This is a genomic window from Pusillimonas sp. NJUB218 (assembly GCF_003788685.1).
GTDB lineage: Bacteria > Pseudomonadota > Gammaproteobacteria > Burkholderiales > Burkholderiaceae_B > Neopusillimonas.
In genome coordinates this window covers 294,811-316,728 of the sequence record NZ_NQMK01000002.1, presented here as the reverse complement: position 1 = coordinate 316,728, position 21,918 = coordinate 294,811, and the positions used below count along the sequence as shown (strand labels likewise).

At 56.9% G+C, this 21,918-nt stretch carries 17 protein-coding genes, 1 tRNA gene and 1 pseudogene; 4 read left to right on the top strand and 15 right to left on the bottom strand.

Going from position 1 to position 21,918, the window contains the following annotated elements:
* Positions 1-54: 54 nt before the first annotated feature.
* Together CHR62_RS04040 and CHR62_RS04035 are read right to left on the bottom strand one after the other, a co-directional pair.
* Positions 55-972: a polyprenyl synthetase family protein gene (locus CHR62_RS04040; protein WP_093970780.1), complete on the bottom strand. Its 918-nt coding sequence runs from the start codon at positions 970-972 to the stop codon at positions 55-57.
* Between the two features lie 5 nt (positions 973-977).
* A complete protein-coding gene (locus CHR62_RS04035) occupies positions 978-1,256 on the bottom strand; it encodes an exodeoxyribonuclease VII small subunit (RefSeq protein ID WP_093970779.1) in 279 nt (92 codons plus the stop codon).
* A 202-nt stretch (positions 1,257-1,458) separates the two neighbouring features.
* Between CHR62_RS04035 and CHR62_RS04030 the strand changes: the two genes are divergently transcribed.
* Positions 1,459-2,607: an aromatic ring-hydroxylating dioxygenase subunit alpha gene (locus tag CHR62_RS04030; RefSeq protein ID WP_123660101.1), complete on the top strand. Its 1,149-nt coding sequence runs from the start codon at positions 1,459-1,461 to the stop codon at positions 2,605-2,607.
* Between the two features lie 14 nt (positions 2,608-2,621).
* Here the strand turns inward: CHR62_RS04030 and CHR62_RS04025 are convergent, their stop codons facing one another.
* Positions 2,622-3,533, bottom strand: coding sequence for a sulfurtransferase (locus tag CHR62_RS04025; protein WP_123660100.1), 912 nt, complete (start codon positions 3,531-3,533; stop codon positions 2,622-2,624).
* A 69-nt stretch (positions 3,534-3,602) separates the two neighbouring features.
* Complete coding sequence (locus CHR62_RS04020; RefSeq protein ID WP_123660099.1) at positions 3,603-4,466, bottom strand: DMT family transporter; 864 nt, start codon at positions 4,464-4,466, stop codon at positions 3,603-3,605.
* 187 nt (positions 4,467-4,653) lie between these two features.
* Here CHR62_RS04020 and htpX point away from each other — a divergent pair, with 187 nt between their 5' ends.
* Complete coding sequence (gene htpX / locus CHR62_RS04015; protein ID WP_093970776.1) at positions 4,654-5,535, top strand: protease HtpX; 882 nt, start codon at positions 4,654-4,656, stop codon at positions 5,533-5,535.
* A gap of 68 nt (positions 5,536-5,603) precedes the next feature.
* Here htpX and CHR62_RS04010 read toward each other — a convergent pair whose 3' ends face one another.
* Positions 5,604-6,389: a dienelactone hydrolase family protein gene (locus tag CHR62_RS04010; RefSeq protein WP_123660098.1), complete on the bottom strand. Its 786-nt coding sequence runs from the start codon at positions 6,387-6,389 to the stop codon at positions 5,604-5,606.
* A gap of 46 nt (positions 6,390-6,435) precedes the next feature.
* Entirely contained in the window at positions 6,436-9,153 is a 2,718-nt protein-coding gene (polA, locus tag CHR62_RS04005) for a DNA polymerase I (RefSeq protein WP_123660097.1), read from the bottom strand.
* Between the two features lie 52 nt (positions 9,154-9,205).
* Here polA and CHR62_RS04000 point away from each other — a divergent pair, with 52 nt between their 5' ends.
* Positions 9,206-9,832 (top strand): TIGR00730 family Rossman fold protein, encoded by a 627-nt coding sequence (locus CHR62_RS04000; protein ID WP_199722896.1) that lies wholly within the window; start codon positions 9,206-9,208, stop codon positions 9,830-9,832.
* 75 nt (positions 9,833-9,907) lie between these two features.
* Here CHR62_RS04000 and typA read toward each other — a convergent pair whose 3' ends face one another.
* The 8 genes and pseudogenes from typA to scpB form a co-directional block, all read right to left on the bottom strand.
* Complete coding sequence (typA, locus tag CHR62_RS03995) at positions 9,908-11,731, bottom strand: translational GTPase TypA (protein ID WP_093970772.1); 1,824 nt, start codon at positions 11,729-11,731, stop codon at positions 9,908-9,910.
* Positions 11,728-12,483 (bottom strand): tRNA pseudouridine(55) synthase TruB, encoded by a 756-nt coding sequence (gene truB / locus CHR62_RS03990; protein WP_093970771.1) that lies wholly within the window; start codon positions 12,481-12,483, stop codon positions 11,728-11,730. Before truB ends, typA begins: the two co-directional genes overlap by 4 nt.
* Before the next feature lie 34 nt (positions 12,484-12,517).
* The gene (rbfA, locus tag CHR62_RS03985) at positions 12,518-12,928 is read right to left on the bottom strand and encodes a 30S ribosome-binding factor RbfA (RefSeq protein WP_093970770.1); all 411 of its coding nucleotides are present in this window, start codon (positions 12,926-12,928) and stop codon (positions 12,518-12,520) included.
* 2 nt (positions 12,929-12,930) lie between these two features.
* The gene (gene infB, locus CHR62_RS03980; protein ID WP_123660095.1) at positions 12,931-15,819 is read right to left on the bottom strand and encodes a translation initiation factor IF-2; all 2,889 of its coding nucleotides are present in this window, start codon (positions 15,817-15,819) and stop codon (positions 12,931-12,933) included.
* 68 nt (positions 15,820-15,887) lie between these two features.
* The gene (gene nusA, locus CHR62_RS03975) at positions 15,888-17,375 is read right to left on the bottom strand and encodes a transcription termination factor NusA (protein WP_093970768.1); all 1,488 of its coding nucleotides are present in this window, start codon (positions 17,373-17,375) and stop codon (positions 15,888-15,890) included.
* A complete protein-coding gene (rimP, locus tag CHR62_RS03970; protein ID WP_123660094.1) occupies positions 17,372-17,857 on the bottom strand; it encodes a ribosome maturation factor RimP in 486 nt (161 codons plus the stop codon). The genes nusA and rimP overlap by 4 nt, the downstream gene beginning before the upstream one ends.
* A gap of 248 nt (positions 17,858-18,105) precedes the next feature.
* Positions 18,106-19,713, bottom strand: a complete 1,608-nt coding sequence (gene rluB, locus CHR62_RS03965; protein ID WP_173862531.1) for a 23S rRNA pseudouridine(2605) synthase RluB — start codon at positions 19,711-19,713, stop codon at positions 18,106-18,108.
* A gap of 52 nt (positions 19,714-19,765) precedes the next feature.
* Positions 19,766-20,311, bottom strand: a pseudogene (scpB, locus tag CHR62_RS03960) (SMC-Scp complex subunit ScpB); the annotation flags it as partial.
* Positions 20,312-20,448: 137 nt separating this feature from the next.
* Between scpB and CHR62_RS03955 the strand changes: the two are divergent.
* Positions 20,449-20,525 (top strand) — tRNA-Met (locus CHR62_RS03955).
* 127 nt (positions 20,526-20,652) lie between these two features.
* On the opposite strand, the gene CHR62_RS03950 is transcribed toward CHR62_RS03955, so the two are convergent.
* Positions 20,653-21,867 (bottom strand): GTP-binding protein, encoded by a 1,215-nt coding sequence (locus tag CHR62_RS03950; RefSeq protein WP_123660092.1) that lies wholly within the window; start codon positions 21,865-21,867, stop codon positions 20,653-20,655.
* Positions 21,868-21,918 lie beyond the last annotated feature (51 nt).

Genomic DNA, 21,918 nt, shown 5'->3' with positions numbered 1-21,918 from the left:
CGGGCGCCATTGGGCCCCCTATTTTAGATGAGTTGCCGGGCGCGCCATCGTGAATTAGCGATCGCGACCCACAATGTAGTCGGCGATCTCGGCCAGACGCTGCCCAGTTGGGCCCAAAGGGCGCAAAGCAGCGTGAGCCTCGAGGCGCAATGTTTCGAGGAAATCGCGCGCTCCGTCTACACCCAGCAAAGACACATACGTTGGCTTGTTGGCTTGCTGATCTTTGCCCGCCGTTTTACCCAAGACCGCAGTGTCGGCGGTAACGTCAAGAATATCGTCGGCGACCTGGAAAGCCAACCCTACGGCTGCTGCGTAGCGCTCGAGACCCTCGCGCGCAGCCGAACCCGCACCAACGACAATCCCGCCCAGCAAAACACTGGCCTGTAGCATCGCACCCGTTTTCATGGTGTGCATGAGCTGCAGCTGATCTTGCGTAAGCGATTGACCAACCGCCGCGCAATCGATGGCCTGCCCACCGGCCATACCCAGGCTACCGGCCGAACGCGCCAACAATTCGACGGCCTGAACAACCAGCGCAGGCGCGACCGGCGTTTGCGCCAACAGTTCGAATGCCAGCGGCTGCAAAGCATCGCCAGCCAGCATGGCCGTAGCCTCGTCGAACTGCCGGTGCACGGTGGGCCGCCCGCGACGCAGGTCGTCGTTGTCCATGCAGGGCAGATCGTCGTGCACCAAAGAATAAGCGTGAATAAGCTCGACCGCAGCGGCAGCGTGATCGAGCGCTCGGGCCTGCGCGGAAGACAGGTTTGCACCGGCGCTTAGCGAAGCCTCGCCGGCGGCATACACCAGAGCGGCGCGGATGCGTTTACCGCCGCCAAGTACGGCATACCGCATGGCTTCGTGCAAACGCTCCGGCGTTTGATCGGCCTCGGGCATGAACTCGTCGATTACCGTTTCGATATGCGCGGCTGTACTTTTGATCCAGTCGGAGAAAACCGGTTGCGTCACAGGCATCGGTGTTACTCCTCGTCGGGGCCGCGGTCATCGAGCGGCTTGAGTAAATTACCTTGCAGGACCTTGACCTGCTCGTCGGCCTTATCGAGCAGTTTTTGGCAAATTTTGGAAAGCTCGACCCCACGTTCGTAGGCCGCAAGCGAAGCCTCGAGAGGCAATTCGCCATTTTCCATTTGCGCCACCAAGGCTTCGAGCTGCGCCAGCGCGGTTTCGAAGTCTTTGGGCAACGGTTCTGATTTCGGTTTGCGCACACCCGGCGCGGAATCGGCAGATTGATCAGCCATTCTGTGTTTCCTGAATTGAATTAATGCGATTGTACGAGATGCCGGGTCAAGACGGCCGGCATTGGCTGTAGGTCTTGTTTTTAAAGCAAAAAACTAAGGTACAATGCCCCCTTTAATTTCATCGGCCAGTCCGTTTTTTCTTCGCACCAGCCCCAAAACCTTTATGTATTTGGCTGGTAAGTAACCACGCGGGGGACAAATCATGACCGACATTGGTCGGGAAGCGCAATTCGCGCTGGCGCAATCGCAGCTAACGGTCGACAGCTACTTCGACGAAAACATCTTCGCTCGCGAAAAAGCCCGTATTTTCAAGAACTCGGCCCTGTACGTCGGGCACGAAAAACTGGTCCCCGAGCCCGGCGACTGGTACACGCTCGCGCACGAGCACGCTGGTCGCGCCCTGGTTCGCAACGCCGCCGGGGTAGAGCTGATCTCGAACGTCTGTCGTCACCGCCAAGCCATCATGCTGGGGTTTGATTCGGCCGATGCCCAGAACCAGCCCGCTGCGCATCGAGGTAACTTGCGCGACACCGGCAGTAATATTGTTTGCCCTGTACATCGCTGGACATACAGCAAACAAGGTGAGCTTTTGGGTGCGCCACAGTTTCCCAAAACACCCTGCATGAACCTGCAGAAATTCACCCTAAAAAATTGCCACGGCTTGTTGTTCGAGGGGCCACGCGACCCGGCATCTGATATGGCGCCGCTATTCAGCCGCCCCGAATTCGACTTCGGTGATTACGTGCTCGACCACGTCGAGGTTCATGAGTGCAATTACAACTGGAAGACCTTTATCGAGGTCTACCTTGAAGACTACCATGTGGGGCCGTTTCACCCCGGTCTGGGCCGGTTTGTTACCTGCGACGATCTGACCTGGGAGTTTTCAGACTGGTACAGCCTGCAGCGAGTAGGCGTACACAATGCACTGGCGCAACCGGGGTCCGATACCTACAAACGCTGGCACGACCAGCTGCTGCAGTTTCGGGCAGGCCAGACGCCCGACTTCGGCGCCGTCTGGGTAACGTATTTCCCGACGCACATGATCGAGCTATACCCCCATGTGGTCGTGCTTTCTACCCTGCACCCGGTCAGCCCGCAAAAAACCGTCAATATTGTCGAGTTTTACTACCCCGAAGAAATTGTCGCTTTCGAGCGCGAGTTTGTTGAGGCACAACGGGCAGCCTACATGGAAACGGCCATCGAAGATGATGAAATTGCCGAACGCATGGACGCCGGCCGGAAAGCCCTGATGTTGAGGGGTGTGAATGAGGCCGGGCCTTATCAATCGCCTATGGAAGACGGCATGATGCACTTCCACGCCTGGTACCGCCAAATGATGTCAGGCGACTGACCAGCCAACGGCACTCAGGTACCCGCCCCGACAGCCACGGGGCGGGACGCATCACTGCACCACTCACTCCACGACCCCGGGTACAAGGCCGACCCGCCCAACCCCGCCAGCTCCATGGCAAACAAATTATGGCAGGCTGTAATACCTGACCCGCACTGGTGAATGACATGGTCTGCCGGTGTATTACCCAGCATCTGCTCGAACTCGGCCCGTAATTCGTCAGCCGGCCGGAAACGCCCGTCGGGTTGGCAATTAAGACTATTGGGGCGATTCAATGCTCCGGGGATATGTCCTGCTACCGGATCCATGGGCTCGACCTCGCCACGGAAGCGATTCTCGGCACGTGCGTCGAGCACCACATAAGGCCCACGGCCGATATTTGCCAAGACATCATCGGCTGAGAACGTCGGCATGCTTGCCAAACCAGACGCAGAGACAGACGCCCCCGCACCCGACCCAGACGCCACAACTGCCCCCTGAGTTAACGCTTCAGGCTGATGACCTTCGGACGACGCCCCAACTGAGTTCAGCGCAAACCCTGCACGCGACCAGGCAGGCAAACCGCCATCAAGAATGGCAACCGGCCGATGACCCGCCCACCGCAGCATCCACCATAGATGCGCCGAAAAAGCGCTGGTCCCGCCGTCATAAACCACAACTTGCACGCCCGGCTGTACACCATGCTTCTGCATCAGTTCCTGGAAGGTTGGCAGCGAAGGCAACGGATGACGGCCATTAGTGCCGGTTTTGGGTGCAGCCAGATCTTGCTCGTGGTCAAGAAAGATGGCGCCGGGTATGTGGCCTTGCTCGTACTGGCGCCGCCCTGCAGCGTGATCTGCCAGATCGTGGCGGACATCGAACACAATACATTGCCCGGATTCAACCAGAGGCTTCAGGGTGGCGGCATCAATCAAAAGCGCGTGCATAGAGTTCCTTTTCTGGGTAAAGCGCATAAACAAACGGTTGACAGTATCGTGACCGGCACAGGGTTACGGTCATGCCCGCCGGTGCCGCCTGCTTTCGGTATAAGTACGCCATGTTGACAGTAAACCGGCCCCTATGACCAGCGCCATACCAAGCCAGGCCAACGCATCGGGGTGCTCATCCCAGAACACGATGCCCAACAGCGTTGCAAAGATAATCGTCGTGTACTGCAAGGCTGCTGTCAATAACGCCTTGCCGGCGCCAAACGCACGCGTCATGGCCAGTTGCCCCACCAACCCCGACACACCCAACCCAATGGCGGCCAACCAGGCATTCAAAGACAAAGGTTGCCAACCCTGGGCAAACAGCACCACAAGACCGGTCAGACAAACGCAGGCTGAAAAAACCAGCACAGTACGCCACTCGGGCTCACCCGCCTGCCCCAGCTGTCGCACCTGCATCATGGCTATTGCTCCCAAAGCACCTGCCCCCAACCCCATAAGGGCGGCAAAGAACTGCTCGTCGCCAATGCTTGGCCGCAAAATGCCCAAAACCCCAAAAAAACCCATGACAACGGCCGCCGCACGAACAAAGTCGTTGCGCGCGCCGCCCCACATCAGCATGTAGCCGGTGATAAACAAAGGGGACGTGTAGTTGAGACTGACCGCGGTCGGCAAGGGCAGATGAGACAAGGCATAGAAGCCCATCCACATGGCGGTAATGCCTGAAAGATTACGCCACAGGTGCAGCCTGGGGTTTTTGGGCCAGACCCGCCGGTGCGTCGAGATAGCCCAGACAAGCAACAACAGCACCGAAGGCACGCCACGAAACAATACAATTTGCGGGAGCGAGACCCCTAATCCTGCGGCCACCTTGATGCATGCCCCCATAATTGCAAACATGGCACAAGCCAGAATCATCCATAAAGACTGCATGATGGCGCGGTATAGTTCCGGTAATACATTAAAGGCGATACTATACTGCCGCCCGGAAAAATTTATTTTCAGCAAATTGTCAGTTTTTACATGCCCGACACTGTTGATATACGGAACTTGGCCCCAATATAAATCGTCAAAATCCACACCGCGGTGTTACTTTCCAATCCTGCAGGATATCCACCCTATGAAACGCATTTTCCTTTTCTTGCTAACCAATATCGCTGTCATGGTCGTGCTAAGCATCACCATGAGTGTGTTGGGTGTGGGACGTTACATGACGGCCCAAGGCCTTGACCTTACCCAGCTACTGATTTTCTCGGCACTGGTGGGCTTTACTGGTTCGTTCATTTCGTTACTGCTTAGCAAATGGATGGCCAAGCAAAGCACAGGCGCACGTGTCATCAACCCGCAGGCACCGGGCAATGCTCGCGAAGCCTGGCTGGTCGATACCGTGCATCAGTTGGCCGACCGAGCCGGCATTGGTCACCCTGAAGTCGCCATTTACGATGGCCCACCCAACGCATTTGCCACCGGCGCCTTTAAAAACGACGCCCTCGTGGCGGTGTCAACCGGCTTGCTTGAAAGCATGACCGAAGAGGAAGTGGCTGCCGTGCTGGGCCACGAAGTGGCGCACATTGCCAACGGCGACATGATTACCCTCACGCTCATCCAGGGTGTCGTCAATACGTTTGTGGTGTTCCTGGCGCGCGTCGTCGGCTACTTCGTTGATCGCGTGGTACTCAAAAACGACCGCGATGTCGGTATGGGCTATTACGCTACCGTCATTGTGTGCGAAATCATCTTCGGATTGCTGGCGTCTATTATTGTGGCCTGGTTCTCGCGCCAGCGCGAATATCGCGCCGACGCAGGCAGTGCCAAGCTTATGGGCGCACGCGAGCCCATGGTCAAGGCCCTGGCCCGCTTAGGAGGACTTGAGCCCGGCGAATTACCCAAATCATTCGAAGCCTCGGGCATTTCGGGTGGGGCAGGCATCGCTGCGTTGTTCTCGACCCACCCTCCCATCGAAGACCGCATTCGCGCCCTTCGTAGTGCGCAAACGCTCTAACTGCTAAAGGCAATCTGCCGCCAGGAACAAGCGGCAGATTGCACCTGACGGCAACTGCCCGCCTGGGTTTATAAATACTTGTCGAACCAGGCCAATGTACGTTGCCAGGCGTCTTTGGCGTCGGGCTCGTTGTAACTCCCCCGGTAGTCAGAATAAAACGCATGGTTCGACTCGGGATAAACGATGATCTTGGAGTCCCGGGCATGATCATTGCCTTGAGCCAACGCGGCCTGCATGCGCTCAACGTCAGCTAACGGAATGCCGGCATCCTGACCGCCATACAAACCCAGTACCGGGGCTTTGAGCGTATTGGCTACGTCTATAGGATTACGCTTTTGCAACGGGCCATGGCCCACCACCAGCTTGCCATACCACGCCGCACCTACGCGGCATGTTGAACTGTGCTCGGCATACATCCAGGTGATACGACCACCCCAACAGAAACCAGTGACTGCCAAACGCGCAGTATCACCGCCCTGTTCGCGAGCCCAGGCCACGCTGGCATCCAGGTCAGCCATGACCTGCTCATCGGAAGCCTTAGAAACGATTTCCTTGATCAGGGTCGGAACATCGGTGTACTGGTTACAGTCACCCTGACGCTCAAAGAGATTCACGGCCACCGCAAAATACCCTTCTTTGGCAAAGCGCCGACAAACATCACGAATATGCTCGTGCAACCCAAAAACTTCCTGGATGACCAGTACGACAGGCGCCTGCTGCTTGGCTTCGGGCTTGGCATAGTAAGCCGTAATAGTGCCGTCAAACGTAGGCATCTGGAACTCGCCGCACGCCAGCCCGACCCCGTCGGTATAAATTGTTGTGGGCGCAGCGCCCGTGATGGGTGAAAATGCCATTGTTCCTCCTGTTTAGGTTTTGTTCGCAAAGTGTAAAGGTTAGGAGTTAGTGCGCCTGCTCCCAGTTGGGGCCTACGCCCACCTCGGCCACCAAAGGCACGGCCAGCTGCGCCACATTGCACATCAGGCCAGGTAACTGCGACACCAGTAAATCGACTTCGTGCTCGGGCACTTCAAAGACCAATTCGTCGTGCACCTGCATCACCATCAGGGTCGCCAGTTTTTCAGCAACGATCCAGCGCTGCACCGCCACCATCGCCTTTTTGATCAGGTCGGCAGCCGTCCCCTGCATTGGCGCATTAATCGCAGCGCGCTCGGCGCCAGCACGACGTGGCCCTTTAGACCCCTTGATGTCGGGCAACCAAAGGCGACGACCGAAGACCGTCTCGACATAGCCCTGCTCGTGCGCCTTGGCGCGGGTCTCTTCCATATAACGCGCCACACCCGGGTAACGCGAGAAATAGCGGTCGATATAAGACTTGGCGGCGTCGCGCGTAATGCCTAATGCGCTTGCCAGTCCGAACTCGCCCATACCGTAGATCAGACCAAAATTAATGGCTTTTGCCGAACGGCGTTGATCGGCGGTGACGGCGTCAAGAGCCACGCTAAAAATTTCGGCGGCCGTGGCCCGGTGAATGTCCTGCCCTTCGGCGAAAGCCTTTTGAAGCCCTTCGTCACCCGAAACATGCGCCATGACACGAAGTTCGATTTGCGAATAATCGGCGGACACAATCTTTCCCTGCCCGGCCACAAAAGCCGTTCGAACACGTCGGCCCTCGGCCGTTCGAACCGGAATATTCTGTAAATTGGGATCGGACGAGGCCAGACGCCCTGTAATGACGGCAGCCTGCGAATAGCGCGTATGGACCCGACCCGTCGCCGGGTTGATCATTTTCGGCAGCTTGTCGGTATAGGTTGACTTGAGTTTGGCCAGACCGCGATACTCGAGCAACACCTGTGGCAAGGGGTAATCTTGGGCAAGCTTGGTCAGCACGTCTTCGTCGGTAGACGGCGCACCACTGGCGGTTTTACGCACAACCGGAAGCTGCATGCGGTCGAAAAGGATTTCACCCAACTGTTTGGGAGAATTCAAATTGAAAGGTTGACCAGCCAACTCGTGCGCCTTGGCCTCGAGTGTCTGCAACTGCAGCCCAATTTCATGACTTTGACGCGCCAGAACGTCGGCATCGATTTTCACACCATTGCGCTCAATGGTGGTCAAGACGTCGGAAACCTCGACCTCAAGCCGGTAAATGTCGTCTAAATGCCCTTCAGCCGCCACTTTGGGCCGCAATACCTGATGCAATTGCAAGGTAAAGTCGGCATCCTCAGAACCATAAAAAGACGCCTTCTCGACATCGACTTCGTCGAACCCGATTTGCTTGGCGCCTTTGCCGCACAACGCCTCGTAGCTGACGCCTTGCCGCCCCAGCCAACGCTCGGCCAACTCTTGCAAATTGACCCGGCGGTGAGACTCAAGCACATACGCCTGGAGCATCGTGTCTTCGGTAATACCTGCCACCCGGATGCCATGGTTCATGAACACATGGGCGTCGTATTTTGCGTTGTGCAACAACTTGACCGCAGACGCGTCTTCTAGCCAGGGGCGCAAACGCTCCAGGACCTCGTTGCGCGGCAATTGTTCGACGCGGTCGGGACCACGATGGGCCACGGGTATGTAGCACGCCTTGCCTGCCGCAACCGCGAAAGAAACACCCACCATTTGCGCTTGCATTGGGTCAAGCGACGTGGTTTCTGTATCGACCGCAACCAAGTCAGCCTGCGTGATCAGATCGAGCCATTTATCGAATGTTTTCCAATCGAGTACGGTATCGTAATCGGCGTCGACCGGCACGGGTGGAGGGTCGGCGGCCACGCGACTGTCTTGTACAGGAACCCGCTCTTCGTCGCCGGTGAGTTCGCGCAACCAGGTACGAAAGCCGTATTCATCATACAGACGCACCAGCGTATCGGTGTCTTGAGGTTTGGGCGTCAGATCGGACAAGTCATCGGATAAAAACGGGATATCGCAATCGAGCTTGACCGTAATCAGTTGACGCGTCATTTCGAAGTTAGGAATGGCTTCACGCAGATTGTTACCCGCCACCCCTTTAATTTTGTCGGCATTACGCACAAGTTCATCGACAGAACCATACTCGTTCAACCATTTGGCTGCGGTCTTGGGCCCAACCTTGTTGACACCTGGTATGTTGTCGACTGCATCGCCAGTTAACATCAGGAAGTCGATGATCTGGTCGGGCCTGACCCCGAACTTGTCGATGACGCCCGCAATATCCTGACGCCCGCCGTTCATGGTATTGACCAGCTCGACGTGTTCGTTGACCAGCTGCGCCAGATCTTTGTCGCCGGTAGAAATAATAGTGTGCACCCCCAGACCGGTGGCGCGATGGGCCAGCGTACCAATAATGTCATCAGCCTCGACCCCGGATACCGACAGTACGGGCCAGCCCAAAGCCGTCACCGCCTGGTGGATGGGTTCGATCTGCGCCGCCAGGTCGTCGGGCATGGACGGACGATGACCTTTATATTCAGGGTAGATGTCGTCGCGGAAGGTACCGCCCTTGGCATCGAAAATACAAGCCATGTAATCTGCCTTGTAATCTTGCGGTAGCCTACGTAACATTGAGATGACACCATAGAGGGCTCCGGTCGGCTGACCTTTGGCGTTACGCAAATCGGGCAGCGCGTGAAACGCCCTGTACAGATAACTGGAACCATCAACAAGCAACAAGGTTTTTTTCATGAGTAGCAATAAATTTGTTCGTACGCCGGTCGACCGGCAGATCCCCGTGATTATGTCAGAGATGCAGACAGCTGCCGACATGCTTCAGGAAATTGGCTGGGGCGTCAGCGTTTTTGGCAGTGCCCGTATTAAACCAGAATCACCCTATTACGCCCTGGCCGAGGCCATTGGCACCCGGCTGGCAAAGGCCGGGCTGCCTGTTATTGCCGGCGGAGGCCCTGGCATCATGGAGGCCGCCAATAAAGGGGCATTCAATGCCGGGGGGCATAGTATCGGCCTGAATATCAAGCTACCCCACGAAACCAAAAACAATATCTTCCAAACCCACAGCCTGAGCTTCGAATACTTCTATTCGCGCAAAGCCACTTTTTTCATGCACAGCGCGGCCTATGTCGCTCTGCCCGGCGGGTTTGGCACCCTCGACGAACTCTTCGAGGTCCTGACCCTTATTCAGACCGGTAAAGTACCCGCCGCGCCGGTCATCCTGATGGGGGTCGATTACTGGGGCGGCTTAATTGAATGGATCAAGGCCACGTTAAGCACGCAGCACCTTATCGGCCCTAACGATCTTGCCCTGATGACCCTGACCGACGATGTCGAGACCGCCATGCGGCAAATTGAAACCTTCCTGGCCGACCGGGCCGATGAGCTTGGTTACGCCGCCATCATCCCTGAATAGCGCGCATGCCTCACGGGCATAAGCACATAAAAAGGGCCGCCCATGGGCGGCCCTTTTTACACAAGCAAACCGTTATTAAACGGCACCCTCACGAGACATACGACGACGCTCGTGCTCTTGCAAGTAGCGCTTGCGCAAACGAATCGACTTGGGCGTCACCTCGACCAGTTCGTCGTCGGAGATAAACTCGACAGCGTATTCAAGCGACATCCGGATCGGCGGCACCAGGTCGATGTGCTCGTCTTTACTGGTCGTACGGATGTTGGTGAGCTTCTTCTCTTTGGTGGGGTTAACCACCAAATCGTTGTCACGGCTATGAATACCGATAATCATGCCTTCGTAAAGCGGCTCACCAGGGCTGACAAACATGCGGCCACGGTCCTGCAACTTCCAGAGCGCATAAGCCACGGCATTGCCGTCATCCTGACTGATCAGCACGCCATTACGACGCTCGCCCACGCCACCTTCACGCATAGGTGCATAGTCGTCGAAAATGTGGCTCATCAGGCCAGTACCGCGCGTCAGTGTTAAAAACTCGCTTTGGAAACCGATCAGGCCACGAGCCGGAATGCGGTATTCAAGACGAGTACGACCACGACCATCTGACTGCATGTCTTGCAGATCACCCTTACGACGGCCCAGCTCTTCCATGACTGCGCCTTGGTGCGCTTCTTCGACGTCTACGGTCAACAGCTCGAATGGCTCCATTTTGACGCCGTCGACTTCCTTGAGCAAAACCTGCGGACGCGACACGGCCAACTCGTAGCCCTCACGACGCATGTTTTCGAGCAAAATGGTCAGGTGCAATTCACCACGGCCACGCACTTCAAAGGTCATGTCGTCGTCAGTCGGGTTGACACGCAACGCAACGTTCGATTTCAACTCGAGCTCGAGACGATCGCGAAGCTGACGGCTCGTGACGAACTTGCCTTCACGGCCTGCCAGCGGCGACGAGTTAACCATGAAGTTCATCGTCAGCGTGGGCTCATCGATACGCAGCAGCGGCAACGCCTCTTGATTGCTGGGGTCGAGCAATGTGCAGCCGATACCGATTTCATCGATACCATTGATCAGGACAATATCGCCGGCCTGTGCTTCATCGACCAACTCACGCTCGAGACCTTTAAACTTAAGCACCTGATTGATGCGGCCTTTGATCGCGTCGCCCTCGGGGCCGAACTTGACCACAACATCTTGTCCCGCGCGGACGCGACCGCGATTCACACGGCCAATACCGATTTTGCCAACGTAGCTGCTGTAGTCCATGGAGATGACTTGCAACTGCAGCGGACCGTTCGGGTCGTCTTCACGCTGGGGAACGTTCTGAATGATGGCCTGGAACAACGGGCGCATATCGCCTTCGCGCACATCGGGATCAAGACCAGCGTAACCCGACAAACCCGACGCGTAAACGATCGGGAAATCAAGTTGCTCTTCGGTCGCACCCAGTTTGTCAAACAAATCGAAGGTGGCATTAATTACGTGATCGATCCGGGCACCAGGGCGATCGATTTTATTGACGACCACGATTGGCTTCAGGCCCAAGGCCAGCGCTTTGCGCGTAACGAAACGCGTCTGCGGCATGGGGCCTTCGACAGCGTCAACCAGCAACAATACGCCATCAACCATCGACAGCACACGCTCAACCTCGCCGCCAAAGTCGGCGTGGCCGGGGGTATCGATAATATTGATGTGTGTGCCTTCGTACTCAACCGCACAGTTCTTGGACAGAATCGTGATGCCGCGCTCGCGCTCGATATCACCGGAGTCCATAACGCGTTCAGTAAGCTGCTGATTGTCACGGAACGTACCTGCCTGACGCAGCAGTTGGTCAACCAGCGTAGTTTTACCGTGATCGACGTGGGCAATAATTGCCACATTGCGCAATGCGCGACTCATAACTGTTCATCCTTTTGTTTAGCGCCCGCAGGCATCAGGCCGGCGGGTAAATGATCTGGCGCAATCAGCACCGAAATCGGGTTTTCCATACTTTGAAGCGCATCGAGCGTGATGGCATCGTCGATGCTGAACGGCCCTGCTGCGGTACGGCGTAACGCCGATAAATGCGCTCCACAGCCCAGCGCACGACCAATGTCTTGTGCGAGCGTGCGGATATACGTACCTTTGCTGCAATGCACCCGCAGTCGGGCCTGAAGACCATCACACGACAAAACCTGCAAGTCGTGAATCGTCACCTGACGGGGCGGTCGCTCGAGTTCAATGCCTTCTCGAGCATATTTATATAACGGTTTGCCATCGCGTTTAAGTGCCGAATACATCGGCGGCACTTGTTCGATGGGACCACGAAAGGCCGGCAAAACGGCATCGAGCGCCTGTGGATCGATACCCTGAAAATCAGGCACAGAAGTTACGACATTGCCGGTCAGGTCGCCAGAGTCGGTTTCCTCGCCAAAGGCTAGCGTCGCTTCGTAGACCTTGTCGGCGTCGAGCATGGCGCCAGCAATTTTGGTAGTTCGACCAAGACAGCAAATAAGCAACCCCGTCGCAAACGGATCAAGCGTGCCAGTGTGGCCCGCCTTGCGCGCATCAAGTGTGCGCTTAGCGCGCTGCAAAGCGTGATTGCTGGATAGTCCTTCGGGTTTATCGAGCAACAGCACGCCATCGAGCAGCTGCCCGCGTCGTGAAGCCATCGTTTAGCGTCTCTTGGCAAAAAACGACAGCCCCTCAGGGCTGTTCGTCAGGTTCGTCGGGTTCGGCGGCGCGTACGGCCCCGCCCTGTGGCGCATTGGCCTGGTCGATAAGTTGTGACAGTGCCAGACCACGCGCGAGCTGATCGTCGTGGTGGAAATGCAAGGTCGGCACCGTATGGATATGCAGCATCTTGAACAACAGCGAATGCAGCCAGCCGGCCTTTTCGCGCAATGCCGCAAGCGCGACATCGGGTTCGGCGCCCATGACCGTAAAGTACACCTTGGCATGCGCGTAGTCGGCAGAAAGCTCGACACCCGTCAGGGTGATAAGACCCGCCCGCGAGACATCGAGTTCGCGCTGGATAAGGATGGCCAGATCTTTCTGGATCTGGTCAGCCAGGCGGGTGTTGCGACCCGAAGCGGGCTTAGACTTGTGGCGCCCCATGCTTATAGTGTCCGAGCGATTTGTTTGATTTCGAAGACCTCAAGCTGGTCGCCCACCTCGATGTCGACGTTACCTTTGAGGGTGATACCGCAGTCGAAACCGGCCTTGACTTCTTTGACGTCGTCTTTGAAGCGACGCAGCGATTCGAGAGCGCCTGTCCAGATAACCACGTTATTACGCAGCAAACGAACCTGGGAGTCGCGGCGGACCACACCATCGGTAACCATACAACCGGCAATGTTGCCCACTTTCGAGATAGTGAACACTTCGCGGATATCGACCGAACCGATGATTTCTTCGCGCTGCTCTGGCGCCAACATACCGGACATCGCTTTGCGAACGTCATCGATGGCATCGTAAATGATGTTGTAGTAGCGCAAATCGATGCCGTTACCTTCAGCCAGTTTTTTGGCGCTTTGTTCGGCACGGACGTTAAAGCCAATAATGACCGCGTTAGAAGCAATGGCCAAGTTGACGTCGCTTTCGGAGATTCCCCCAACTGCAGCGTGAACGACCTGGACACGGACTTCGTCGGTGGACAGCTTGAGCAAGGACTGAACCAATGCTTCCTGCGAACCTTGAACGTCGGTTTTGACAATAAGCGGCAAGCTCTTCGAGCCTTCGCCCATGTTTTCGAACATGGATTCGAGCTTCGCGGCCTGCTGGCGAGCCAGCTTGACGTCACGGAACTTGCCCTGACGGAACAAGGCGATTTCGCGCGCCTTGCGCTCGTCGGCCATGGCAATGACCTCGTCGCCTGCTGCGGGCACTTCGGTGAGGCCCTGGATTTCGACGGGAATTGAAGGCCCGGCTGTATTGATAGGTTTACCGTTCTCGTTGAGCATGGCACGTACACGGCCATAGCTTGCACCAGCCAGTACCGAATCGCCACGCGACAAGGTGCCGCTTTGAACAAGAATAGTAGCAACGGGACCACGACCTTTGTCGAGACGGGCTTCAATAACGATACCCTTGGCAGGCGCTTCTACGGGTGCGGTGAGCTCGAGAATTTCTGCCTGCAGCAATACGTTTTCGAGCAAGTCGTCGATGCCCTGACCGGTTTTGGCCGACACAGGTACGAACGGCACATCGCCGCCGTACTCTTCAGGCACGACCTCTTCCGAGACCAGCTCTTGCTTGACGCGGTCTGGGTTGGCATCGGGTTTGTCGATTTTGTTAATGGCGACCACCAGCGGCACACCGGCTGCCTTCGCGTGGTGGATAGCTTCTTTGGTTTGCGGCATAACGCCGTCGTCGGCAGCAACAACCAGAATAACGATGTCGGTCGCCTTGGCACCACGTGCACGCATGGCAGTAAACGCTTCGTGACCCGGGGTATCGAGGAATGTGACCATACCGCGGTCGGTTTTAACGCTGTAAGCACCGATGTGCTGCGTAATGCCACCGGCCTCGCCCGACGCTACTTTGGCGCGACGAATGTAGTCGAGCAACGAAGTTTTACCGTGATCGACGTGACCCATGACCGTGACAACAGGCGCTCGCGGCAAGGCTTCGGCCTGCACTTCTGCTTCGGAGGTGTCGAGGAACGCTTCAGGATCGTCGAGCTTGGCCGCGATAGCTTTGTGGCCCAGTTCTTCGACCACAATCATGGCGGTTTCTTGGTCGAGCACTTGATTGATTGTGACCATCTGGCCCAACTTCATCAGGTGCTTGATGACCTCGGCAGCCTTGACGGCCATTTTGTGGGCCAGATCGGCCACACTGATGGTTTCCGGGACGTGCACTTCGCGAGCGATGAATTCGACCGCCTGAGGTTGGCGCTGCTCGGCCTGCGACTGGCGGGCGTTACGGCCACGACCCGACTTACCGGCTTTGCCACCGGCACGCCAGCCATCGCGGCTTGCAGGTGCTGGCGCATCGGTACGCGCGACTGGCTTTTTACGCGAGCCATCGTCGACCCAAGCACCACCTTCGCCAGCGCGAACAGGTTTTTTCTCGGGCGCCTTAACTTCTTTTTTACCAGCTTTTCCGGCAGGCTTATGCAACGTGCCGCTGATGCCGCCTTCGTCTTCGGGCGCCTTAAGCACTTTACGCGGACGGTTAAGCATTTGCTGCAATGCGGCTGCTTCGGCTTCGGCGGCTTTGCGTGCGCGCTCGCGATCTTCGTCGGCAGCAGGCGCAGGGGTAGGCGCCGCACGACGGGCTGCAGGCCTTTCGGCAGATTTTGCTGGTGCAGCTTTGGCCACGGGCTCAGCGGCGACGGGCTTGGCTTCTGCAGGCTCGACCTTTTCGGGTGCCGGCTCGGGGGCTGGCGGCGCTGCTGGCTCTTCCGGCTCGGCCGCAGGTGTTTCTTCGGCCGCCTGAGGGGCAACAGGTGCTGCATCGGCTACCGGCTCGGGCTGCACCGCTTCAACGGGCGCTTCTTCGGCTTTCTGTTCTGCAGGTGCTTCTGGCTCGGGCGCCTGGGCCGCCGGGGAAGCATCGGACGCCGGTGCCGTAGCGACGGGCACGGACACTGCAGGCGCAGCCTCTGCAGGTGCGGCTACGACCGGCACTTCGGGCTCGGGAGCAGACGCTGCAGCGACCTCAGCTTCTTTTTGGGCAGCGGATTCAGCCAGCAACTCGGCAGGCTCACGCTTTACGAACACGCGTTTCTTTCGCACCTCGACTTGAATCGTGCGTGACCGACCCGAGCTGTCTGCTTGGCGGATTTCGGACGTCTGGCGGCGCGTGAGAGTAATTTTTTTACCCTCAGCAGCACTACCCCCATGCGACCGGCGCAACGATTCGAGCAGTTTCGCCTTGTCTGCATCAGTGACGGCATCGTCTACTGATTTGAGTTCAACGCCGGCAGAACGCAACTGATCAAGCAGTACATCTGCAGGCATTTTCAGTTCAACAGCGAACTGGGCGACGGTGTTACTCGACATTCGACTCTCTCTTTATACGACTACTTCATTCATTAAAAACAACCTGGTGGCTAGACATAACCCAAAAATCAGGTTTCATCGTCTGCAAACCAGTGCGCGCGGGCCTTCATGATGAGGTCACTGGCGGATTGTTCGTCGATCTGTGCAATTTCGGACAGCTCGTCAGTGGCCAGCTCGGCCAGATCATCGCGGGTGTATACATCGTGTTCGGCCAGTTTGGCAGCCAGTTCGGGCGTCATGCCCTCTAGCTCGAGCATGGCAGGTTCAGTGTTTTGCACGCGCTCTTCCTGGGCAATAGCTTCGGTAAGCAACGCATTGCGGGCACGGGCACGCAGCTCGTTGATGGTGTCCTCGTCAAAGGCTTCGATTTCGAGAAGCTCTTGAATAGGCACATAAGCGATTTCTTCGAGACCGGTGAAACCCTCATCGATAAGGATGTCGGCCACTTCTTCGTCGACATCAAGTTTGCTGATGAAGGTCGAGCGCAATTCGGTGCGCTCTTGCTCGAAACGACTCTGGCTTTCTTCGGGCGTCATGATATTAATTTGCCAGCCGGTGAGCTCGGAGGCCAGACGCACGTTTTGGCCACGGGAGCCAATTGCCTTGGGCAAGTTCTCTTCGTCGACCACGACATCCATCGCGTGCTTGTCTTCGTCGACCACGATGGACTCGACCGTTGCCGGTGCCAGCGCACCGATGACGAATTCGGCAGGATCTTCGGCCCAGAGGACGATATCGACCTGCTCGCCGCCCAGCTCGTTGCGCACCGCAGTAACACGCGAACCACGCATGCCGACGCAAGTACCGATAGGATCGATACGCTTGTCGTATGCAACAACAGCAATTTTGGCACGCACACCCGGGTCGCGGGCAGCTGCTTTGATTTCAAGCAAGCCCTGTTCGATTTCGGGGACTTCGTTCTCGAAGAGCTGACGAATGAACTCGGGCGACGTACGCGACAAAATCACTTGCTGGCCACGCGCCGAGTGATCGACACGCAAAACCCAGGCGCGAATGCGGTCACCCACGCGAATGTTTTCTTTGGGGATCATTTCCGAGCGCGGCAAACGCGCTTCGATTTTCCCGGTTTCGATGATGACATCACCCTTGTCGATACGCTTTACGGTACCAGAGACAATAGTTTCGCCGCGATCGAGGAAGTCGTTGAGGAGCTGCTCGCGCTCGGCGTCGCGGATGCGCTGCAAAATAGCCTGCTTGGCAGCCTGAGCGCCAATACGGCCAAACTCGATGGGTTCAAGCGGCTCTTCGATGTATTCGCCAACCTCGATGCCTGGAACGATTTCCTGGGCTTCGGACAAAAGCTCTTGCTGATCGGGCTCTTGCAGACCGGCGTCATCGGGCACGACCAACCAGCGACGGAACCCTTCGTGGGAACCGGTATTGCGATCGATAGACACACGGATATCAGCGTCTTCTTTGAAACGCTTTTTCATGGCAGAGGCCAGCGCGTTCTCGAGCGCGCCGAAAACCACTTCGCGCGATACGTTTTTTTCACGCGCAAGGGCGTCAACCAACAGAAGAATTTCGCGACTCATCGCTTTTTACCCTTGAAATCAAGTACGGGATCCAGTTTGGCACGATCAATATCGTCAAATGCAAAGCTGATGACTTCAGCTTTGCTGTTTTTGGCCACGGGATCGAGCACTAGGCCAAAAACACGTCTTTCAGTATTTGTCGTTTCAGCAAGCTGCAAAGTACCAGCGAAGACCTTCCGGTTGTCGCGGGGTTCGCGCAGACGAATTTCGACGCGCTCACCAGCAAAGCGAACGAAATCGGACTCTTTCTTGAGCGGGCGATCGATGCCGGGCGAGCCGACTTCGAGACGCTGGTAATCGACGCCTTCAACTTCGAATACGCGGGATAGTTGCTTGGAAACTTGTTCGCAGTCTTCGATTTTCACACCGCCCGGACGATCGAGCGTGACACGAAGCAACCCGAGCGGCATACGTTCGATATCGACTAGTTCGAGATCTGTGCCTTCAAGGACGTCTTGTGTCAATGCGAAAATATCTGCCATAGAATTCAAAAAAAAAGGGCTGTACGCCAGCCCATTGTTATTGCGCTTATTAAAGACTGGTGCGCCGGCCTGCACTTTGTACCTGAGTACACTGCGCGCAAACCCCCGGCTTACCTGCACTTTAGCGAAGGCTATGCCTGCCGCCAAACAAACGACAAAGCAAACATATACCTGTAAAGGCCGGTATTTTAACAGATTTTAGAAAAAATCGTGCTCTGTCCGGGGTTTAGACTTAAAAAACAACAAGATTACTTAAGCACACCCAAGCGGGACTCGTGCGCGGAGGCGCCCTTAGGCTGCCAGTCGTCGCCACGACCGGTGCTCGGCTTACCCGCACGCGGCGTACGACCAGGCTTTTGACTCTTTGGACCAGCGGCCCTTGGAGCACGGGATGCCGATTTACCCTGAGCTGTTTCGGGGCCTTTGGGCTTACCACCACCAGCAGCAGGCCGCTTGCGGCCCTTCGCGCCCTTACCGTCGGGATGCCCGTTAGGCAAGCCGCCCGGAAGCATTTTCCCCGTGCCGTATGGATCGGAAGGGAAAGACTGGGCCACCGCAGCGACCGCACCCGGACGCCCACCCGACAACTTGCCTCGCCGACTGATTTTGGCGCCACTACTGCCATTGCGCTCGAGCGTACCGAAACCCGGCGGCAAGGCACTGTCGTGAGACAGCGGCTGACGCGGACGCTCACCACGGCGCCCGCCTGCGGTGTCGTCTTTAATTAGACCAAGCTGCACCATCCAGGCGGTAACCAACGTACTGTCGAGCTCTTCCCAGCGACCGCGACGCAAGTTGCGCGGCAGCACGATTTCGCCAAAACGAGTACGAATAAGGCGACTGACCGTAACACCGGCGGCTTCGAACATACGACGCACTTCGCGGTTGCGACCTTCGTGCAGCGTTGCTCTGTACCAGCGATTACTACCCTCGCCCCCTAGAAATTCGAGCGAACCAAACTGCGCCATGCCGTCGTCGAGCTGAATACCCTTGACCAACTGCTTTTGTTGCTCGTCGGCCAATTCGCCCAGCACACGCACCGCGTACTCGCGCTCAGCGCCGTAACGCGGATGCATGAGCCGGTTAGCCAGATCGCCAGATGTGGTCAGAATCAGCAGGCCCTCGGTATTGAGGTCGAGGCGCCCTACCGACAACCACTTACCGACTCGCATTTTGGGCAAGCGGGCAAAAACCGTCGCACGCCCAGACGGGTCGTCGTGGCTGACAATTTCGCCAGCTGGCTTGTGATAAAGAATAACGCGTGGCGGCTTGGCGGCATTGGGGCGCGTGATGGGGCGACCATTGACACGCACCTGATCGTTAGGCCCAACGCGCTGGCCAATATGCGCCGGCTCGCCATTGACGGACACTCGCCCGGCAATAATCAGCTCTTCCATTTCGCGTCGCGAACCAACACCAGCATCGGCTAGCACTTTATGCAGCTTGGGTGTCACAGCATCGCTGTTAAGGTACTTACCTAAACGCTGTTCGATTTTTTGGGCTTTATCAAGGTAGCCCAAAGCTTTGTCGGCATCGGCGCTGTCTTCGGCATCGGACAACGCTACCTGTGACGACACCGGTGCTTTTTTACCCCGGGGGGCCGGACCGCGAGCCCGAGGCTTGCGCGCTTGCGCCGGTGCTTTGGCAGGAGCGCCGACTGCCGGAGTCACACCCTCGGGATGATTTGACACCGACGACTCGTCGGGCGCGCCCTCAACCGCAGACTCATCGCCTCGGCGACGACGAAACGGCGTACGCAGTTTTCGCCCGCGGCCTTTGGCCGGCGCCTTGGTTGTGTTGTCGTCATGTACGGCATCGACGGCCTGCGACAGGGCCTCGGTAGTGGTTTCATTCATAAGTTTGTTCGGATACTCCGTATCAATCGGCATCAGGGGCCGGCGGGTCGTCGAGCTGCAAGCCTTCGAGCACCTGCATAGATTCTTGCGACTCGAGTGCAGGCAAATCGTCGAGTGTTCGTAAACCCAAGTCATCGAGAAACTGGCGTGTTGTGCCAAACAATGCGGGACGCCCAGGGGCGTCACGATGACCCAACACTTCGATCCAGCCACGCTCTTCGAGCGCTTTGACAATTTGAGACGAAACCGTAACCCCGCGAATATCTTCGATGTCGCCGCGCGTTACCGGCTGACGCCACGCAATAATGGCTAAAGTCTCGAGGACAGCCCTTGAGTATCTGGGCGGCTTTTCGGGGTTAAGACGTTCTAGGAACTTTTGCATTTCGGGGCGGCTTTGAAACCGCCACCCGCTGGCCAGACAGACCAGTTCGAGCCCTTTTTCTGACCAATCAAGCTGCAGCACAGAAAGCAACCTCCGGAGATCGTCTGCAGAGACGTCTTCAGGGGGAAACAGCTTGCGTAACTCGGATAAAGGCAGGGGTGCGTCGGCGCATAATAGCGCGGTTTCGAGCACCCGAATGATTTCGTTCTCGGTCATGTATTCTGGTTTTGCACAATTCTACGCGTAATTTTTCAAAGTTGCACTGCTAGCCCCTACTTTGTACCTCAGGGTGTGAACTATTTGCTACGGATTTGCATTATTTTTTTAGGTAGGTTAATATTCAGTTCTTCAGACGCGGGGTGGAGCAGTCTGGCAGCTCGTCGGGCTCATAACCCGAAGGTCGTAGGTTCAAATCCTGCCCCCGCAACCAAATTAAAAATGCCTGCATACTACATGCAGGCATTTTTTTTGCCTGATCCTTACGCGACAACATGGCCAGACCAAGTACAGCCACACTTTGGCCGTACTTTACCTTGAGCAAATAGGGACAACGGCTTTTAGCTTTTAGCCAAGCCAGCTTCCAGCTTTTTGAAAAAATCTTCGGCTGGACTGCCGCGAGTAATCACAACCGCTTGAGCGCCAGGGGCGTCAGTCGGCCCGGCCTCTAAGGGCTGGGGTGGGTAAACGGTATTGTGTACGACCTGAACCACCTGCCAGCCGCCTGGCTCGAAAAACAAAATACCCTTAAAACGTAGCAGCCCCGCTCCTGTATCGGCCACGGCAGCATCCAGGGCACGCGAAAAGTCTGCTCGCTTAACCGTACCCGACAGTTCCCAACTCGCAACATCAAGATCCGCATGCCTACCCACCGGCTGGGAAAAGTCACCCACCACTTGCGCATCCGGAAACACGGCGCCAGGCGTCGGTGAGCCTGATGAAGTAAACAAGCCCTGACCAGGCACCCCCAAAAGGCCTGCTGTACGACGACGAACGGCCCCACCCAACGCTGGCACACGGCGCGTCTGACTCTGCACAACGTCGAACAACTGCCCTACCGACATCACCTGCCTGGCAAGCAGCCTGGGCACCTGCGGACACACCGTATCCAGCCAAGTCTGGGTTAGACCCAACGCTTGCGTATTAACTTGGTCGGCTTTGCTGATGAGCAGGCAATCGGCTTGCGCCAATTGGGGTGCGACCTCGGGCTGCTGCACAAACTGGGCTTGTATATTGCCAGCGTCGACAACCGTCACGCAACCCGCATAACGATACCGATCGGCCAGAAAGCGCTCAAAAGCCAGGGTATAACGAATTGCTGCCGGATCGGCTATCCCGGTGGTTTCAATGACAATATGCGTGAATGGGCGAATGCGCCGCTGAAGCGCCGCCATGAACAAATCTTGCAACGCAGTGACCAACCCACCGCGCACAGAGCAGCAAATGCACCCTGACTCGAGCATCACCAGACGATCATCGACATGACGAACCAATTGATGATCGAGTCCGATTTGCCCAACCTCGTTGACCAGCACCACAAGCCGGTCCGGGTCGATCGACGTGACCGTATCAGTCACACCGTCGTCAGAAGCGGCGTCGATGCCGATGTCGATGGAAGTACCGGCGTGAACCGCGCTGCCAGCAGGGGCGACGGCATCCGCAGACGTCGCTGGCGCCGAACTTGGCTGCGTGCCGCCCAGAAGACGATTAAGCAAGGTTGTTTTACCTGCCCCCAAAAAGCCCGTCAGCACCAATACCGGAATTTCAGACGTCACGCCGTAGTTACCCTAAAATTTACGCCATTACCCATCACCAAACCTCAAAGT

Excerpts from the sequence above, each read along its gene's own strand:
- CHR62_RS04040 (WP_093970780.1), bottom strand. The coding sequence starts at position 972 with ATGCCTGTGACGCAACCGGTTTTCTCCGACTGGATCAAAAGTACAGCC.
- CHR62_RS04035 (WP_093970779.1), bottom strand. The coding sequence starts at position 1,256 with ATGGCTGATCAATCTGCCGATTCCGCGCCGGGTGTGCGCAAACCGAAA.
- CHR62_RS04030 (WP_123660101.1), top strand. The coding sequence starts at position 1,459 with ATGACCGACATTGGTCGGGAAGCGCAATTCGCGCTGGCGCAATCGCAG.
- CHR62_RS04025 (WP_123660100.1), bottom strand. The coding sequence starts at position 3,533 with ATGCACGCGCTTTTGATTGATGCCGCCACCCTGAAGCCTCTGGTTGAA.
- CHR62_RS04020 (WP_123660099.1), bottom strand. The coding sequence starts at position 4,466 with ATGCAGTCTTTATGGATGATTCTGGCTTGTGCCATGTTTGCAATTATG.
- htpX (WP_093970776.1), top strand. The coding sequence starts at position 4,654 with ATGAAACGCATTTTCCTTTTCTTGCTAACCAATATCGCTGTCATGGTC.
- CHR62_RS04010 (WP_123660098.1), bottom strand. The coding sequence starts at position 6,389 with ATGGCATTTTCACCCATCACGGGCGCTGCGCCCACAACAATTTATACC.
- polA (WP_123660097.1), bottom strand. The coding sequence starts at position 9,153 with ATGAAAAAAACCTTGTTGCTTGTTGATGGTTCCAGTTATCTGTACAGG.
- CHR62_RS04000 (WP_199722896.1), top strand. The coding sequence starts at position 9,206 with ATGTCAGAGATGCAGACAGCTGCCGACATGCTTCAGGAAATTGGCTGG.
- typA (WP_093970772.1), bottom strand. The coding sequence starts at position 11,731 with ATGAGTCGCGCATTGCGCAATGTGGCAATTATTGCCCACGTCGATCAC.
- truB (WP_093970771.1), bottom strand. The coding sequence starts at position 12,483 with ATGGCTTCACGACGCGGGCAGCTGCTCGATGGCGTGCTGTTGCTCGAT.
- rbfA (WP_093970770.1), bottom strand. The coding sequence starts at position 12,928 with ATGGGGCGCCACAAGTCTAAGCCCGCTTCGGGTCGCAACACCCGCCTG.
- infB (WP_123660095.1), bottom strand. The coding sequence starts at position 15,819 with ATGTCGAGTAACACCGTCGCCCAGTTCGCTGTTGAACTGAAAATGCCT.
- nusA (WP_093970768.1), bottom strand. The coding sequence starts at position 17,375 with ATGAGTCGCGAAATTCTTCTGTTGGTTGACGCCCTTGCGCGTGAAAAA.
- rimP (WP_123660094.1), bottom strand. The coding sequence starts at position 17,857 with ATGGCAGATATTTTCGCATTGACACAAGACGTCCTTGAAGGCACAGAT.
- rluB (WP_173862531.1), bottom strand. The coding sequence starts at position 19,713 with ATGAATGAAACCACTACCGAGGCCCTGTCGCAGGCCGTCGATGCCGTA.